Genomic DNA, 13647 nt, shown 5'->3' on the forward strand with positions numbered 1-13647 from the left:
GTCTGCAGGCCACGGAAACGATACCCTTGGAAGGTATGTATTTTTCTACGGACCGCAACCAGCGGCCTCGTAATTCCCATTGGAGTTGATATGGCGCCACAGTCCAAGCTAGATCAGGTTATTTCCCTCGCAAAGCGTCGAGGATTCGTTTTCCAGGCTGGTGAAATCTACGGTGGTTCCCGTTCCGCATGGGATTACGGCCCCCTGGGCACCGAGCTGAAGGAAAACATCAAGCGCGAGTGGTGGCAGAACTTCGTTCGCGGCCGCGAGGACATGGTTGGCCTGGACTCGTCGATCATCTTGCCCAAGGCTGTCTGGGAAGCATCGGGCCACGTTGCTACCTTCACCGACCCCCTGGTCGAATGCATCCAGTGCCACAAGCGCCACCGCCAGGACCACCTGATCGAGGCTTTCGAGGCCAAGAAGGGCCGTGCAGCCAAGGACGGCATGAGCGAGATCGCCTGCCCTGACTGCGGCACCAAGGGCCAGTTCACCGAGCCCCAGATGTTCTCCGGCCTGATGAAGACCTTCCTGGGCCCAGTGGATACCGAAGCCGGCCTGGCGTACATGCGTCCGGAGACCGCCCAGGGCATCTTCGTGAACTTCGCCAACGTGCTCACCGCCTCGCGCAAGAAGCCGCCATTTGGCATCGGCCAGATCGGCAAGGCTTTCCGCAACGAAATCACCCCGGGCAACTTCATCTTCCGCACCCGCGAGTTCGAGCAGATGGAAATCGAGTTCTTCACCGCTCCAGAAGATGCACCCGCCTTCTTCGACCAGTGGGTCAAGGATTGCTGGGCATGGTTCCTGGACCTGGGCATCAAGGAAGAGAACCTGCGCCAGTTCGATGTGCCAGAAGACGAGCGCGCGCACTACTCGGCCGGCACCATCGACTTCGAATACCGCTTCGGCTTCCAGGGCTCGGAGTGGGGCGAGCTCATGGGCGTTGCAAACCGCACCGACTACGACCTGTCCAGCCATGCGAAGGCTTCGGGCTCCGAGCTGTCCTACTTCAACCAGGCCACCGGCGAACGCTACACCCCATACGTGATCGAGCCTTCCTTCGGCCTGACCCGTTCCATGATGGCCTTCCTGGTTGATGCCTACACCGAGGACGAGGCACCGAACACCAAGGGCGGGGTGGACAAGCGCACCGTGCTCAAGCTCGACCCGCGCCTGGCTCCGGTCAAGGCCGCGGTGCTGCCGCTGAGCCGCAATGAGAACCTCTCCCCGAAGGCCAAGGACCTGGCTGCCGAGCTGCGCAAGCGCTGGAACATCGACTTCGATGATGCCGGTGCCATTGGCCGCCGCTACCGCCGCCAAGATGAGATCGGCACCCCGTTCTGCATCACCGTGGACTTCGACACCCTCGAGGACCAGGCCGTGACCATCCGCGAACGCGACTCCATGTCCCAGGAACGTGTATCCCTGGACCAGGTCACCGCTTACCTTTCCGAGCGCCTGAACGGAGCCTAGAGCCCGATGAACGAACTGGAATTCCGCCTATGGCGCTCCGGGGACGACCTTCAGCTGCTGCAGATCTTCGGTGACCCGCGCTCCCCGCAGGCCCACCAGGATCGCACCATGCTGCGCGAAAACAGCGATGCACCGTTCTCCCGCACGCTGGTAGCCACCGTTGACAAGGTGGCTATCGGCGCCGGCGTGGTGTTCGCTTCCTCGCTGCATCCGCAGCGCCTGTGGCTCTATGTCGAGGTGGCTGCCGAGCAGCGCCGGTCCGGCGTGGGCACCGCCCTGGTGGAACAGCTGCGCAAGCAGATCCCGGCCGACCAGGCGCAGGAGCTCAAGGCCCGCTACACGGTGACCGCCGGCGATCCTGCCAGCGCGGCAGCTGGCTTCTGCCAGTCGCTGGGCCTGGGCGAAATCCAGGTCTCGCGCGATGTCATCCTGGAACCGGGCGCGCTGGCTGAACCGGTCTTCGACACCAATGACCGGGTGATCGAGGACCTGTCCACCGGCAGCGTCGAGCTGACCCAGCTGGTGATGGATTTCTACAACACGGTGCATACCGATTGGGATCCAGCCCAGATGACCGTGGGCTCGGCGCAGCGCATGCTGCTCGACGAGCACACCGGCGCGCAGGGCGCCCTGGTGCTGCGCGACAAGCCGAAGCGCGAGGGCGGCGTTCCGCTGGCCTTCGCGGTGAGCTACGTGCCCGCCCGCGAGAACGCCCCGACCGACGTGCTGGTAGGCCACAACCCTGCCTTCAGCGATGACGAAGTGGCAGAAGCGGTGCGCGACATGGTCGCCATGCTGATCCACCAGTACCCGGTGAAGCTGGAAGTCGACTCGTCGATGTTCATCCTCTCCTCGCTGATTGATGCGTTGGCCGTGGTTGACCAGGCCACCGTCATTTCCACGACGCATATCCTCGCCAGCGACGCGGCGAAGTAGTGCCAGCAAGAACGGGACCCGCTTGGCGGGTCCCGTTTTTTCCGTTCTGAATCAGCCTTCACTTCTTGAAAGAACTCCGTTGACCACCAGCACCACCATGACCGCGCAGGTCCGCTCCGGCGGAAAGATCCTGTTCATCCTGCTTGCCATCGCTTCGGGCTTGCTGCTTTGCGTGCAGTCGCGCATCAACGGGGCGCTGGGTGCGAAGCTGGGGGACGCCATCGCGGCATCAACCATCAGCTTTGGTGTTGGCTTGGCGGCATTGATCCTATTGGCCATCTTTGTTCCTCCGGTGCGCAGCTCGGTGGGGCAAGTGCCGCGCGCGTTGGCCCAAGGCCGTTTCCCGCGCTGGTACCTGGTGGCCGGCGCGGTAGGTGCCCTGATTGTCTTCAGCCAGGCCGCAGCGGTGCCGCTCATTGGCGTGGCGCTGTTCACCGTCTGCCTGGTGACCGGCCAGGCTTTCGGTTCCATGTTCATGGACCGGGTGGGCTTTGGCGGGGCCGCACCGCGCAAGATCAATGCCTTGCGCATACTCGGCGTGCTGCTGACCATTATCGGAGTGATTTGGGCGGTCAGCCCGCGCGGAGCCGAGGCGGACCTTTCCGCCTTGCTCCTGCCGATGGCGCTTTCGACAGCGGTCGGCATGCTCATGGGCTTCCAGGCAGCCGCCAACGGCGTGCAAGCGGCAGCTTATGGTGGAGCGAGCGCGGCGACCTTGGTGAACTTTGCCGTCGGGTTCGTGGTCCTGGTGATGGTGATGCTGGTGCGGTTGCCTGCCGGCGTTGAACTGAACCCGCTGCCAGGCAACTGGTGGTACTACATCGGCGGACTGCTCGGTTGCCTGTTCGTAGGCATTACCGCCCTGGTGGTCAAGCGGCTCGGCGTGCTGGTTACCAGCCTCGCGGCCGTTGGCGGCCAGCTGGTGGGCTCGCTGCTCTTGGACGCATTCTTCCCGGCCCCGGGTTCGTCCGTCACCGCCGCAACTGTCATGGGCACCTTGCTGACGCTGCTTGCCGTTGGCCTGGCCTCGATCTCCGGGGCGCGAAACGCGAAGAGTTCCAGTACCCGAAGCCCAGTGGCATCACGCGATTAGCGTGCCGCGCTTGCGCCGTTTACCTTCCGTTTTCTTCCACGACTTATGCTGGAATTCATGGAATCACAGCAAATGGCGAGGGGCTCGGCCAGCGAAGTCTTCAAGGTCTTCCTCAAGCTCGGCTTGACCTCTTTTGGCGGTCCCATCGCCCACCTGGGATACTTCCGCACCGAACTGGTTGATCGCCGCCGCTGGCTTGATGACCAGCAGTACGCCCAGCTGGTCGCACTGGGCCAGTTCCTGCCGGGCCCGGCATCCAGCCAGGTCGGTTTTGGCCTCGGCCTGCACCGGGCCGGAATGCGCGGTGCCCTGGCGGCATTCCTGGCTTTCACCCTGCCCTCCGCGGTGGCATTGGCGGTTTTCGCCTTCGGCGCTTCGCTGTTTGCCGGTCCTGTCGGAACCGGGCTACTGACCGGCTTGAAGGTCGTAGCGGTCGCCATCGTCGCCCAAGCGGTGCTGGGCATGGCTGGGAATCTGGCTCCGGATCGGACTCGTGCAGCCATCGCTGTCGTGGCTGCCGGATCTGCACTGCTTTTGGCCGGATCCTCTGGGCAGATCCTGGCCATTGCCCTCGGCGCATTGGCAGGATACTTCTGGTGCCGTGGCACGGACGCCGGAGCAGCGACGGCTATGCAGTTCCCGGTATCAAGGGCCTTGGGCATTAGCTGCCTGTCGCTGTTCGCCATCCTGCTTTTCGGATTACCGCTAGCAGCCTTGGCAACCGGCTGGGATCTCGTAGCCTTCATCGATGCCTTCTACCGCTCCGGTGCTCTGGTCTTTGGCGGCGGCCACGTTGTCCTGCCGCTGCTCCAAAGTGCAGTCGTGGATCCAGGGCTGATTAGTTCCCAAGAATTCCTCGCCGGTTACGGTGCGGCTCAGGCCGTGCCCGGGCCGTTGTTCACCTTCGCCGCGTTTCTTGGCGTCCTCGTTGAATCAGGTCCAGGTGGCGTGCTCGGCTCACTCATTGCCTTGCTCGCCGTCTTCCTTCCTGGTTTCCTTCTGCTGCTTGGCGTGCTGCCATTTTGGAACCTCGTGAGCCACTGGCCAGCAGCACGTGCCATCATGCGCGGCGCAAACGCAGCAGTGGTCGGGGTGCTGGCTGCCGCCCTTTACAACCCGGTCTTTACCTCAGCGATTACTTCCGCTCCCGCATTCGTGCTGGCTTTGCTCTGCTTGGTTCTGCTGACCGCCTGGAAGATGGCGCCATGGATCGTCGTAGCCATCGGTGCGCTCGGGGGAGTGCTGCTGGGCGTGCTGGCATAGGCCAGCCCTGTGAACCGCTGGGGCCGGCACCCCGGTGCGCGTCGTGGCGCAGGGTACCGGACCTCGGCGCAATTACCCTAGCCCAGGCTCCTGGCTGTGTTGAGCACGGCGATCAGCTCGTCGAACCATTGCGCATAGCTGCTGTAGGTGAACGGACGCTTATCATCCCATTCGACCACCTGGCTGGCCTCTACCGCCGGCAAAGACGCGAAGACGGGATGGTTCTTGACCTGCTGCGCGGTGCCGGAATAGCTCAGCACCACGTCGGCAGGGTAGTCGGCAACCTTCTCCCAGCTCATTGAAGCCCAGCCGCTGTCCTGGGTCTGGCCGACAATATCGAATCCGAGTTCGTCCAGCAGGGCCAGCTGGCCCAGTGATTTCTGGCCTACGTACAGGTCGTCATACCCATTTAGCGCGATGATCCGCAACGGCTGCTCCTTGGCCAGGGAACGCAACTGCTCAAGTTTGGCTTGGTAATCGGCCTTGGCGGCGGACTGCGACGCAATATCCCCGCCCAATGACTTCGCCAATGATTCATAGTCCTCGATAACCTCCAGGACAGGCCGGTTGCCAAATTTGATGCCTAAAAATGGTGCAGTGGCAGTGGCCTCTGCCTGGACCTTGTCATCCCACCAGGTCCAGCCCGTGCCTTCGGCATTGCCGAAGCCCACGATCAGATCCGGGTCGAGGCCAAGCAACTTCTCCAAGCTGAACTCTCCGTCCTGGCCGATGATGGTCATCTCTGCTCGATCCGCACTGCCAAGGGCCAGGCTGCCCGGCTCGTCCAGACCATATCCGAAGACGCCCGAGGGACGGATGCCGTAGTCCCAGAGCGCCGCAGCCGAATAGGAATCGGTGACCAGCGTTTGCGGTACGGCATCCATGGAGATGGTTTTTCCATAGCCGGAATCGGTGAAGCTCCACGCTGCGCTGGCTTCGCCGCTTGAAGGGGAAGCGGCCTGGGTGCTCGGGCTGCAGGCGGCCAGGGCCAGTGCTGCGGCCAGCGAAGCTGCGCCGAAAAAGACGCGTCGGGTCATTGGTTGCATGTTCTTTTCCTTCTTAGTTGGCCTCGTGGCCCAGCGGGATCACGAGTGGTGTGTGCGAGACGGGATCCTGGATTATGGTGCAGGGCAAGGCGAAGACCTCGCGGATCAGTTTCTCGGTGACAATCTGCGACGGAGGTCCTGCGGCGACGATCTCACCGGATTTCATCGCGATCAGGTGCGTGGCGTAGCGGCACGCTTGGTTCAAGTCATGGAGCACCGCAACCACCGTATTGCCCTGTTGCTCGTTGAGCCTGCGGCACAGTTCCATGATTTCGATCTGGTGGGAGATGTCCAAGAAGGTGGTCGGTTCATCGAGCAGCAGCAAGGGAGTCTGCTGGGCCAGTACCATGGCGATCCAGACGCGTTGGCGCTGCCCGCCGGATAGTTCGTCGACCAGCCGCCGGGAGAGCCCGGTGGTGCCTGTGGCGTGCATGGCACTGAGCACGGCTTGCTCGTCCGCAGCAGACCATTGGGAGAACAAGCCTTGGTGCGGGTGGCGGCCGCGGGCGATCAGATCGGCAACGGTGATGCCATCCGGGGCGATGGAGGACTGCGGCAGCAGCCCCAGCCGCTGGGCCACCTGCTTGGCTGGCAGGGACAGGATCGGTTTGCCATCCAGGATGACCTGGCCCGAGGACGGCTTCAGCACCCTGGACAGGGCGCGCAGCAACGTCGATTTGCCACAGGCGTTGGGTCCAACGACGACCGTAAACGAACCTGGGGGGATGGATAGCGAGAGGTTTTCGGAGATGGCCGATGGCCCGTAGCCCAAGGTGAGCCGGTCGGCGGATAGCTGTGGATGGGTCATGCTCATTGGCGTCGTGCCTCACGAAGTAGTAGCCAGATCAGGTAGACCCCGCCGATGCTGACGGTGACTACGCCAACCGGCAGGGAAGTGTTATCCAAAACGCGCTGAGCCAGCACATCGCTGGCCAGCAGCAGCACGGCGCCGAGCAATGCCGAGTAAGCCAACGACACGCCTGCGCTGCCCATGAGCCGGCGGGCGATTTGCGGGGCAGCTAGCGAGATGAAGGCTATGGGGCCTGCCGCCGCGGTGGCCAAGGCAGTCAACGCCACCCCGATCACCAGCAAGGACAGCTTGCTGGATTCGGTTTTGACGCCTAGGGCTACAGCTGCGTCATCGCCCAGTTCCAGCAGACGCATCCTGCGCGTGCAGGCCATGGCGCCCAGCGCGAGAGGCAGCGCGACCACCGCGGCCGGTATGGCCTGGTCCCAGCCGATGGCATTCAGCGAGCCGGCACCCCAGATGGCCGCCGACATGGCGTCCTCCAACTCGCTGCGCAAGATCAGCCAGGTGTTGGCGGAAGCGAGGATCGCGCTGACCGCGATCCCGACGATGATCAGCCGGAATCCCTCAGAGCCATTCCTGTAGGACAAGGCATACACCATGGCCGCGGTGGCCAAGCCACCCGCCAATGCACCGAGCGCCACCTGGAAATACCCGCCGCCGAAGACCAGCATGACGGCCAGCGCGCCAGTATAGGCACCGGTATTAAATCCGATAATGTCTGGAGAACCCAGGGGATTGCAGGTCATGGATTGGAAAATTGCCCCGCTAGCGCCTAGCGCTGCGCCCAATAACAGGGCCATCAGAACGCGGGGCAGCCGCCATTGCAGCACCACCCGCTGGCTGCTGGCCTCCCCGGCTCCAGCCAAGGTTTTGAGCACTTCGCCCAAGCCCAGCGTGAAGTCGCCAGTGGCCAACGCGTAAAGGCCCAGGGCGGCAGCCAGCGCTGAGAGCACTGCGGCGAGAAGCAGCTGACGCTGTTGTACACGCAAACAGATGCGTCCAACGCGCAGTACCCGGTGGCCCGGGCCAAAATCCACAGCACTCATAGTCCGCTAGCCTGCTTCCGCCGAACGAGCCAAATCAGCACCGGAGCACCGAGCAAGGCGGTGATGACCCCCACCTGCATCTCACCGGGCGGGACAACGATGCGCCCGAGCACATCGGAAACGAGCAACAACACCGGGCCAAGGATCATCGAAAAACACAGGATCCATCGCTGATCCGGCCCGACGATCCAACGGCTGATGTGCGGGATCATCAAGCCCACGAAGCCGATCGGACCGGCGGCGGCGGTCGCTGCGCCGCAGAGCAGGGTGACCGCCACGATCACCAATCCACGGGTCAGGCCGATATTGATACCCAGCGCGAGGCTGGCCTCATCCCCCAAGGCCAGTGCGTTGAGCGAGCGGGTGCACAGCACCGCCAAGAGCAACCCCAGGACAACGAAAGGAGCGATGACGCCCACCATGGGCATGGTGCGGTTGTTCAAGGTCCCCGCGCCCCAATAGCGCATGCGGTCAAAAGCCTCGGGGTTTAGCAGGGTCATCCCGTTGGAAATTCCTCCCAGTACGGCGCCCAGTGCGACGCCGGACAGGGTCAGCCTGGCCGGCGTCGCGCCGCCGCGGCCACGCGATCCAATGAGGTATACCGCGAGGGTGGCTAGCACGGCCCCGGCGAAGGCGAACCAGATGTATTGGGAAATGTGAGTGATGCCCAGGAATGCCACTGCGAGTACGACAGCGAATCCGGCGCCCGCGTTGACCCCGAGGATACCGGGATCTGCCAGCGGATTGCGGGTCAGCGCCTGAATCAATGCTCCGCCAACAGCCAGGGAAATTCCTGCCAGGAGCCCAATCGCGGTGCGCGGTAGACGCAGCTCGTTGATGATCACCAGTGTTTCGGGTGTGCCAATTCCCAATAGCGCCTGCCCGGCAGCCAAAGGCGCAATAGCCTTTGCTCCAATGCCCAAAGACGCGAAGAGGGCGACTGCGAGCAAGCCGAGGCATAGGGCTAAGGCCGCTGACTTCCAAGCGTTGCTGGCGGCCAATCCTGCTGATCCATGGGCGGCTTTGGTTTGATCGGAGTTGTTGGTGGGCTGATGCGGCGCAAGGAGGGTCATGCGACTTTCCGTAATTAGGGAACACTCACTGAATTGCGAGCACAAAAAGTCACACTACCATGATGTTTTTAGGATAGGCTAAATTAAGCCATAATAGACGCACCTATTTATGAAATGGTGCTGAATGAGCCCCGACTAGGCTAGATTGATAAAACGCACCGCCCCATCAGGTTCGGCAAGGACCATGAAGGAATCAGGATGAGTCGCCAGATACTCATCGATTCGTGCCAGCACCGATACCTCGGCCCGGTCGTCTAGAGCAGGGCCGGAGGAAGCAATCCACGTCACCGCTAGCTCCGGACGTGCTTTGAGCTGCGCCGCCATCGGCTCGGAGGCCGCCGGGCCGACGATGACCACTGCTCGACGCGTTATCGAACCCTGAGCGGCAACGGATTTTCCGGAAGACCCGCCTCTGGAATCCTTGTCCGAACGCCACAGCGCAAAGTGGTAGCCGGCCACGGCAGCGGTCGCTACCAGCCAGCCCAGCGGGGCGCGAACGGTGTCCAGGAGGGAATCAAGACGAGAATCGGGTTCCAGGTAGAACTCGAAAATTCGGTACCCGAAGACCAGCAATGAAACCAGCGCGACAACGGAACTGGCTCCGAAGAACAAGACCAAATAGGCGCTGCGTGAATCTGCCAGGGAGGGTTTCCAAGGCTTGAAATACCAGAGCCAGGTGGCGGCTCCGAAGGCGAGCAAGCCGAGGCCGTGGCCCAGCAGGTCCGCCGAGTAGCCCACCGAGACGCTGGATGCGATAGCTGCGCAGAGCGCATTGACCACCATGCCTAATCCGGTAGCCAGCACGGCCAAGCCGACACCACCCAGCGCCAGCTGCGCCGCGCTGACCACGGCGGCAGGGTGCAGCCCGGAAAGCAGCTGGGACTGGTGATAGATCCAGAGAACCGCGGCCGCCACAAGTATGGCCAGCAGGCTGGGACCGCCGGCGAGGAAAAGCTCGGTGCGTTCTTGCAGGGTCCAAGCTTGGGGCCACACCCAGGAAAGCAGCTCGGCGATCGTCAGCAAGAATGCTATTGCCGGTCCGGCCAAGCCCAGCACAACCAGCAGGATATCGTTGAAGAGATTGCCCATCTTCTGGACTCGGCGCAGTTTCCAATGCCAGAACCACAGGGCCGAGGAGCCTGCCAGCCAGATCAGCGCCATCAGCAGATTCTGCATGACGGTAGAACCCACCAATGCGTTGTCCGGACGGATCAGAATTTCCAACGAGACCTTCAGCATGGCAACCAGTGAAAGCGCAAAGAGCACCATGCTGAAGTAATTTCCCAAGGTAGCCGCCAGATGGGCGAAATGCCGTGGTGCAGTACGCGCAGAGGTGATTTGGCGGTGCTGCCAGAGGCACACCGCGCCCCAGCCCAGGGCCACCGCCAACGATGACTGCCATGCACCGTCTGGGGAAACGGAAACAAGTCCCGCCAGCAATCCCAATGCGGCGCAGCTGCTGGCAGCCAGGGTGAGAAGATAAACGGCCGAGGCCTGCAAGGACCAGATCGCCGAATCGAACGCCGACGGGCGAGCCAAGCGCTTGCGGATGGTGCGCCACAGCAGCCAGGCCAAGGGGATCCCGACCAAGCTGAAAGTGAAAGCCATCGCCAGCTGCTCGGTGCTGACCGACGCGGAATTGAACCCATGGAATATCGCGGTAAAAAGGGTTGCCAGACCCGTGGCCACGACCATCAATAAGATGAACAGCAGGCCGTGGAGGATCACCGGACGCAGCACGCTGCTGCTTGGCGACTGGAGCGCTGGGGTATTGGCGATCATCAGTAACCCATCTCCTCGGCGGAACACAAGCCGACCTGCCACGGCATGCGGTCAATCAACCAGGTCCCATCGACCTTGCGCAGCTCGAAGGCATCTTCATAAGAGGACAGGTTCGGCAAAGGCAGGAATTGGCTATCCCCGGCATTGAACCTGGTGTGGACAGTAGCGTTGGCAGTCCCAACGGTGCTCCTGAGCAGCTGCACATCAAGTGGCTCAGTGGCGTAGGGTTCTGGATTGCACAGCGTCTTTGACTGGCCCTCGAGAGTGAAACCCTGCATGGCGGGCAAATCCTCGGCTTCAAAGGCCATCAGATATCGCTGCACGACCCCTTCAGGGGTGTTCTCCCCGTGGGCCTCTGGTGCGGAACGCAGCGAAACCACGAGTAGCGCGGCTATAACCAATGCCACAATGGCGGCGGCAAGGGCCAGCAAAACCACCCGCGTCGCCGAAAATTTACTTGTCATTGCACCATTTTGGTCCACATCAGGGCAATAATCCAGCGCCTTGGCATCAAGGTTTGATGAAGATCTCAGTTACTGATTTGCGATCATGCGAGATAATAGATGGGTGACGACCCTGACTGATGCGCCAACCAACACCCCGACCCTCAAGCTGCCGCCGTTGCAGCTGGGCAAGCTGACCATTGATACCCCGGTGGTTCTTGCTCCGATGGCCGGAGTAACTAACCGCGCCTTCCGCCGCCTCTGCCGTGAATACGGTGGCGGGCTGTACGTGACCGAAATGGTTACCGCCCGCGCGTTGGTGGAACGCAACCCTGAATCCTTGCGCATCATTTCGCACGATCCCGATGAAGAGATCCGCTCCATCCAGATCTACGGTGTAGATCCTGGAACCGTGCGTGCTGCGGTGCGCATGGTGGTTGACGAAAACCTGGCGGACCACGTCGACCTGAACTTCGGCTGCCCAGTCCCAAAGGTCACCCGCAAGGGTGGCGGCTCGGCCCTGCCCTGGAAGTCGGACCTCTACACCTCCATCATCGAAGCCGCGACTTCGGAGGCCGCCAAGGGCGACATCCCACTGACCGTGAAGATGCGCATCGGCATCGACAAGGACCACCGGACCTATCTGGAGTCTGCCAAGATTGCCCGTGACCACGGGGCCGCCGCAGTCACCTTGCATGCCCGCACGGCCGGCCAGTACTATGCAGGCCACTCCGACTGGGATGCCATCACCACCTTGCGCGAGGCCATGGACGACATGCCAGTGCTGGGCAACGGCGATATCTTCAGCGCCGAGGACGCCATCGAAATGGTGGAGCAGACCGGTGCCGCCGGCATCATGGTGGGCCGTGGCTGCCAGGGCCGTCCATGGATCTTCGGCGATCTGCAGGCTGCCTTTGAAGGCCGGGAAGATCGTTTCCGTCCCGGGGTACGCAAGGTCGCTGACACCGTGTACCGCCACGGTGAACTGCTCACCGAATTCTTTGAAGATGAAGGCAAGGGCATGCGCGATATCCGCAAGCACATTGCCTGGTACTTCAAGGGCTACCCGGTAGGCGGGGAAATCCGCTCGCAGTTGGCCCAGGTGCCATCCCTGGCTCGCCTGCGCGAACTGCTGGACCAGCTGGATCTGGACCTTCCATACCCGGGTGAAGGCGCGGAAGGCACCCGTGGACGTGCCGGCCACCCGAAGAAGACCCACGTGCCTGACGGCTGGCTGGATAACCGCGTGATGAGCGATGCCCACCGCGAAATGATCAAGGCCGCCGAACTGGATATCTCCGGCGGCTAAGCAGCGTTGGCTAACCACGGCTACGCCACTAGTGGATAACTCCGAAATGCAGGCAAAGAGTTACTAGACTGGGAACTATGACTCAGATCCCCGGATATACCGAAGCCGACCAGCATCGGTGGGTGCCTGAACCAGCAAAGAAGTCCTACCGTACCGCGTTCGAGCGAGACCGCGCCCGTGTGCTGCACTCCTCTGCATTGCGTCGTTTGAGCGCCAAGACCCAGGTCGTGGCACCGAATCAGAATGACTTCGTGCGCAATCGGCTCACTCACTCCTTGGAAGTGGCCCAAGTGGGCCGCGAGCTCGGTGCAGCCCTCGGCTGTGATCCGGATGTCGTTGATACCGCGTGTTTGGCCCACGACCTGGGGCATCCGCCCTTCGGGCACAACGGGGAGAAAGCCCTGGACAAGGTCGCCAAGGACATTGGCGGGTTTGAGGGCAATGCGCAGACGCTGCGCTTGCTGACCCGTTTGGAAACCAAGACCTTTCGGCACAACGGGCATTCTGCTGGACTGAATCTTTCGCGGGCCTCGCTGGATGCAGCCTGCAAGTACCCGTGGCTGAAAGCCGATGCCCCAGAGGTCAACGGCAAGAAAACCAGGAAATTCGGTGTGTATGAAGATGACGCGACGATTTTCGAGTGGCTGCGCAATGTTCCAGAGGCCAGCGCGGGAGTAGTCTGCATGGAAGGCCAGGTCATGGACTTGGCTGATGACATTTCCTACTCGGTTCATGACGTGGAAGACGCAATCGTTGGCGGCAAGCTGCAGCTGCGTTGGCTCAAGCAGGATCTGCAGCGCGAGCGTGCGTTGCAGGTGACCAAGGACTGGTACTTGCCGACCACCGATGAGGCCGACATCGATGCAGCGTTGCGCCGCCTGGAAATCAGCGATGAGTGGGTCTCGCACTTTGACGGCTCACGGCGTTCCATGGCCGCGCTGAAGGACATGACCAGCCAGTTCATTGGCCGCTTCGCCGCCGCTGCAATGGATGCCACCCGGGCCCGCTTCGGGGAAGGCAAGCTCACCCGCTATAACGCGAGCCTGATTGTGCCCGAGGAAACCGAACACGAGATTGCCGTGATGAAGGGCATCGCGGCCAGCTACGTGATGGCTTCGGAAGTGCGCCAACCGCTCTACCTGGATCAGCGCACGCTGCTGACCGACCTGGTTGACCTGCTCTTTGAAACGGGCCGTGACAATCTGGAGCCAATCTTCGCAGCTGACTGGGAAGACGCCGCTGATGAAGCAGCCCAACTGCGTGTGGTGATTGACCAGGTCGCCTCGCTCACTGACGTTTCAGCCACCGAGTGGCACTCGTATCTGGTCAAGGGCGAAGCCCCTGACGCAAAGTTGTTCTAGAAGGGAAT

Annotated in this window: 12 protein-coding genes; 6 read left to right on the forward strand and 6 right to left on the reverse strand. The window is 62.1% G+C overall.

Translation table 11 applies throughout. From position 1 onward, the window contains the following. Nucleotides 1–90: 90 nt before the first annotated feature. The 4 genes from ACRDT3_RS03045 (at nucleotide 91) to chrA (ending at nucleotide 4768) form a co-directional block, all read left to right on the forward strand. On the forward strand, nucleotides 91–1476 hold the full coding sequence (locus ACRDT3_RS03045) for a glycine--tRNA ligase (RefSeq protein ID WP_431491552.1): 1386 nt from the start codon (nucleotides 91–93) through the stop codon (nucleotides 1474–1476). Between the two features lie 6 nt (nucleotides 1477–1482). Then, on the forward strand, nucleotides 1483–2412 hold the full coding sequence (locus ACRDT3_RS03050) for a GNAT family N-acetyltransferase (RefSeq protein WP_431491553.1): 930 nt from the start codon (nucleotides 1483–1485) through the stop codon (nucleotides 2410–2412). A 79-nt stretch (nucleotides 2413–2491) separates the two neighbouring features. Continuing rightward, a complete protein-coding gene (locus ACRDT3_RS03055) occupies nucleotides 2492–3505 on the forward strand; it encodes a DMT family transporter (RefSeq protein ID WP_431491554.1) in 1014 nt (337 codons plus the stop codon). Nucleotides 3506–3577: 72 nt separating this feature from the next. Further along, the gene (gene chrA, locus ACRDT3_RS03060) at nucleotides 3578–4768 is read left to right on the forward strand and encodes a chromate efflux transporter (RefSeq protein WP_431491555.1); all 1191 of its coding nucleotides are present in this window, start codon (nucleotides 3578–3580) and stop codon (nucleotides 4766–4768) included. A gap of 77 nt (nucleotides 4769–4845) precedes the next feature. Here the strand turns inward: chrA and ACRDT3_RS03065 are convergent, their stop codons facing one another. The 6 genes from ACRDT3_RS03065 to ACRDT3_RS03090 form a co-directional block, all read right to left on the reverse strand. After that, a complete protein-coding gene (locus ACRDT3_RS03065; RefSeq protein ID WP_431491556.1) occupies nucleotides 4846–5814 on the reverse strand; it encodes an ABC transporter substrate-binding protein in 969 nt (322 codons plus the stop codon). Between the two features lie 13 nt (nucleotides 5815–5827). Beyond that, entirely contained in the window at nucleotides 5828–6628 is an 801-nt protein-coding gene (locus ACRDT3_RS03070) for an ABC transporter ATP-binding protein (protein ID WP_431491557.1), read from the reverse strand. Beyond that, a complete protein-coding gene (locus ACRDT3_RS03075) occupies nucleotides 6625–7671 on the reverse strand; it encodes a FecCD family ABC transporter permease (protein ID WP_431491558.1) in 1047 nt (348 codons plus the stop codon). Before ACRDT3_RS03075 ends, ACRDT3_RS03070 begins: the two co-directional genes overlap by 4 nt. Beyond that, nucleotides 7668–8744: a FecCD family ABC transporter permease gene (locus ACRDT3_RS03080; protein ID WP_431491559.1), complete on the reverse strand. Its 1077-nt coding sequence runs from the start codon at nucleotides 8742–8744 to the stop codon at nucleotides 7668–7670. Before ACRDT3_RS03080 ends, ACRDT3_RS03075 begins: the two co-directional genes overlap by 4 nt. Nucleotides 8745–8879: 135 nt before the next feature. Beyond that, a complete protein-coding gene (locus ACRDT3_RS03085; RefSeq protein WP_431491560.1) occupies nucleotides 8880–10526 on the reverse strand; it encodes a DUF5671 domain-containing protein in 1647 nt (548 codons plus the stop codon). After that, nucleotides 10526–10990, reverse strand: a complete 465-nt coding sequence (locus ACRDT3_RS03090; protein ID WP_431491561.1) for a hypothetical protein — start codon at nucleotides 10988–10990, stop codon at nucleotides 10526–10528. The genes ACRDT3_RS03085 and ACRDT3_RS03090 overlap by 1 nt, the downstream gene beginning before the upstream one ends. Nucleotides 10991–11075: 85 nt before the next feature. Between ACRDT3_RS03090 and dusB the strand changes: the two genes are divergently transcribed. Both dusB and ACRDT3_RS03100 read left to right on the forward strand, forming a co-directional pair. After that, nucleotides 11076–12278, forward strand: a complete 1203-nt coding sequence (dusB, locus tag ACRDT3_RS03095) for a tRNA dihydrouridine synthase DusB (protein ID WP_431491562.1) — start codon at nucleotides 11076–11078, stop codon at nucleotides 12276–12278. Nucleotides 12279–12355: 77 nt separating this feature from the next. Further along, nucleotides 12356–13639: a deoxyguanosinetriphosphate triphosphohydrolase gene (locus ACRDT3_RS03100; protein WP_431491563.1), complete on the forward strand. Its 1284-nt coding sequence runs from the start codon at nucleotides 12356–12358 to the stop codon at nucleotides 13637–13639. The last annotated feature ends 8 nt before the right edge of the window (nucleotides 13640–13647 follow it).

Source organism: Glutamicibacter sp. (genome assembly GCF_050701915.1).
Lineage (GTDB): Bacteria > Actinomycetota > Actinomycetes > Actinomycetales > Micrococcaceae > Glutamicibacter.

Bases quoted from the DNA above. Each gene is read 5' to 3' on its own strand.
- dusB (WP_431491562.1), top strand. From the start codon at position 11,076: ATGCGAGATAATAGATGGGTGACGACCCTGACTGATGCGCCAACCAAC.
- ACRDT3_RS03045 (WP_431491552.1), top strand. From the start codon at position 91: ATGGCGCCACAGTCCAAGCTAGATCAGGTTATTTCCCTCGCAAAGCGT.
- ACRDT3_RS03075 (WP_431491558.1), bottom strand. From the start codon at position 7,671: ATGAGTGCTGTGGATTTTGGCCCGGGCCACCGGGTACTGCGCGTTGGA.
- ACRDT3_RS03100 (WP_431491563.1), top strand. From the start codon at position 12,356: ATGACTCAGATCCCCGGATATACCGAAGCCGACCAGCATCGGTGGGTG.
- chrA (WP_431491555.1), top strand. From the start codon at position 3,578: ATGGCGAGGGGCTCGGCCAGCGAAGTCTTCAAGGTCTTCCTCAAGCTC.
- ACRDT3_RS03065 (WP_431491556.1), bottom strand. From the start codon at position 5,814: ATGCAACCAATGACCCGACGCGTCTTTTTCGGCGCAGCTTCGCTGGCC.
- ACRDT3_RS03090 (WP_431491561.1), bottom strand. From the start codon at position 10,990: ATGACAAGTAAATTTTCGGCGACGCGGGTGGTTTTGCTGGCCCTTGCC.
- ACRDT3_RS03085 (WP_431491560.1), bottom strand. From the start codon at position 10,526: ATGATCGCCAATACCCCAGCGCTCCAGTCGCCAAGCAGCAGCGTGCTG.
- ACRDT3_RS03080 (WP_431491559.1), bottom strand. From the start codon at position 8,744: ATGACCCTCCTTGCGCCGCATCAGCCCACCAACAACTCCGATCAAACC.
- ACRDT3_RS03050 (WP_431491553.1), top strand. From the start codon at position 1,483: ATGAACGAACTGGAATTCCGCCTATGGCGCTCCGGGGACGACCTTCAG.
- ACRDT3_RS03070 (WP_431491557.1), bottom strand. From the start codon at position 6,628: ATGAGCATGACCCATCCACAGCTATCCGCCGACCGGCTCACCTTGGGC.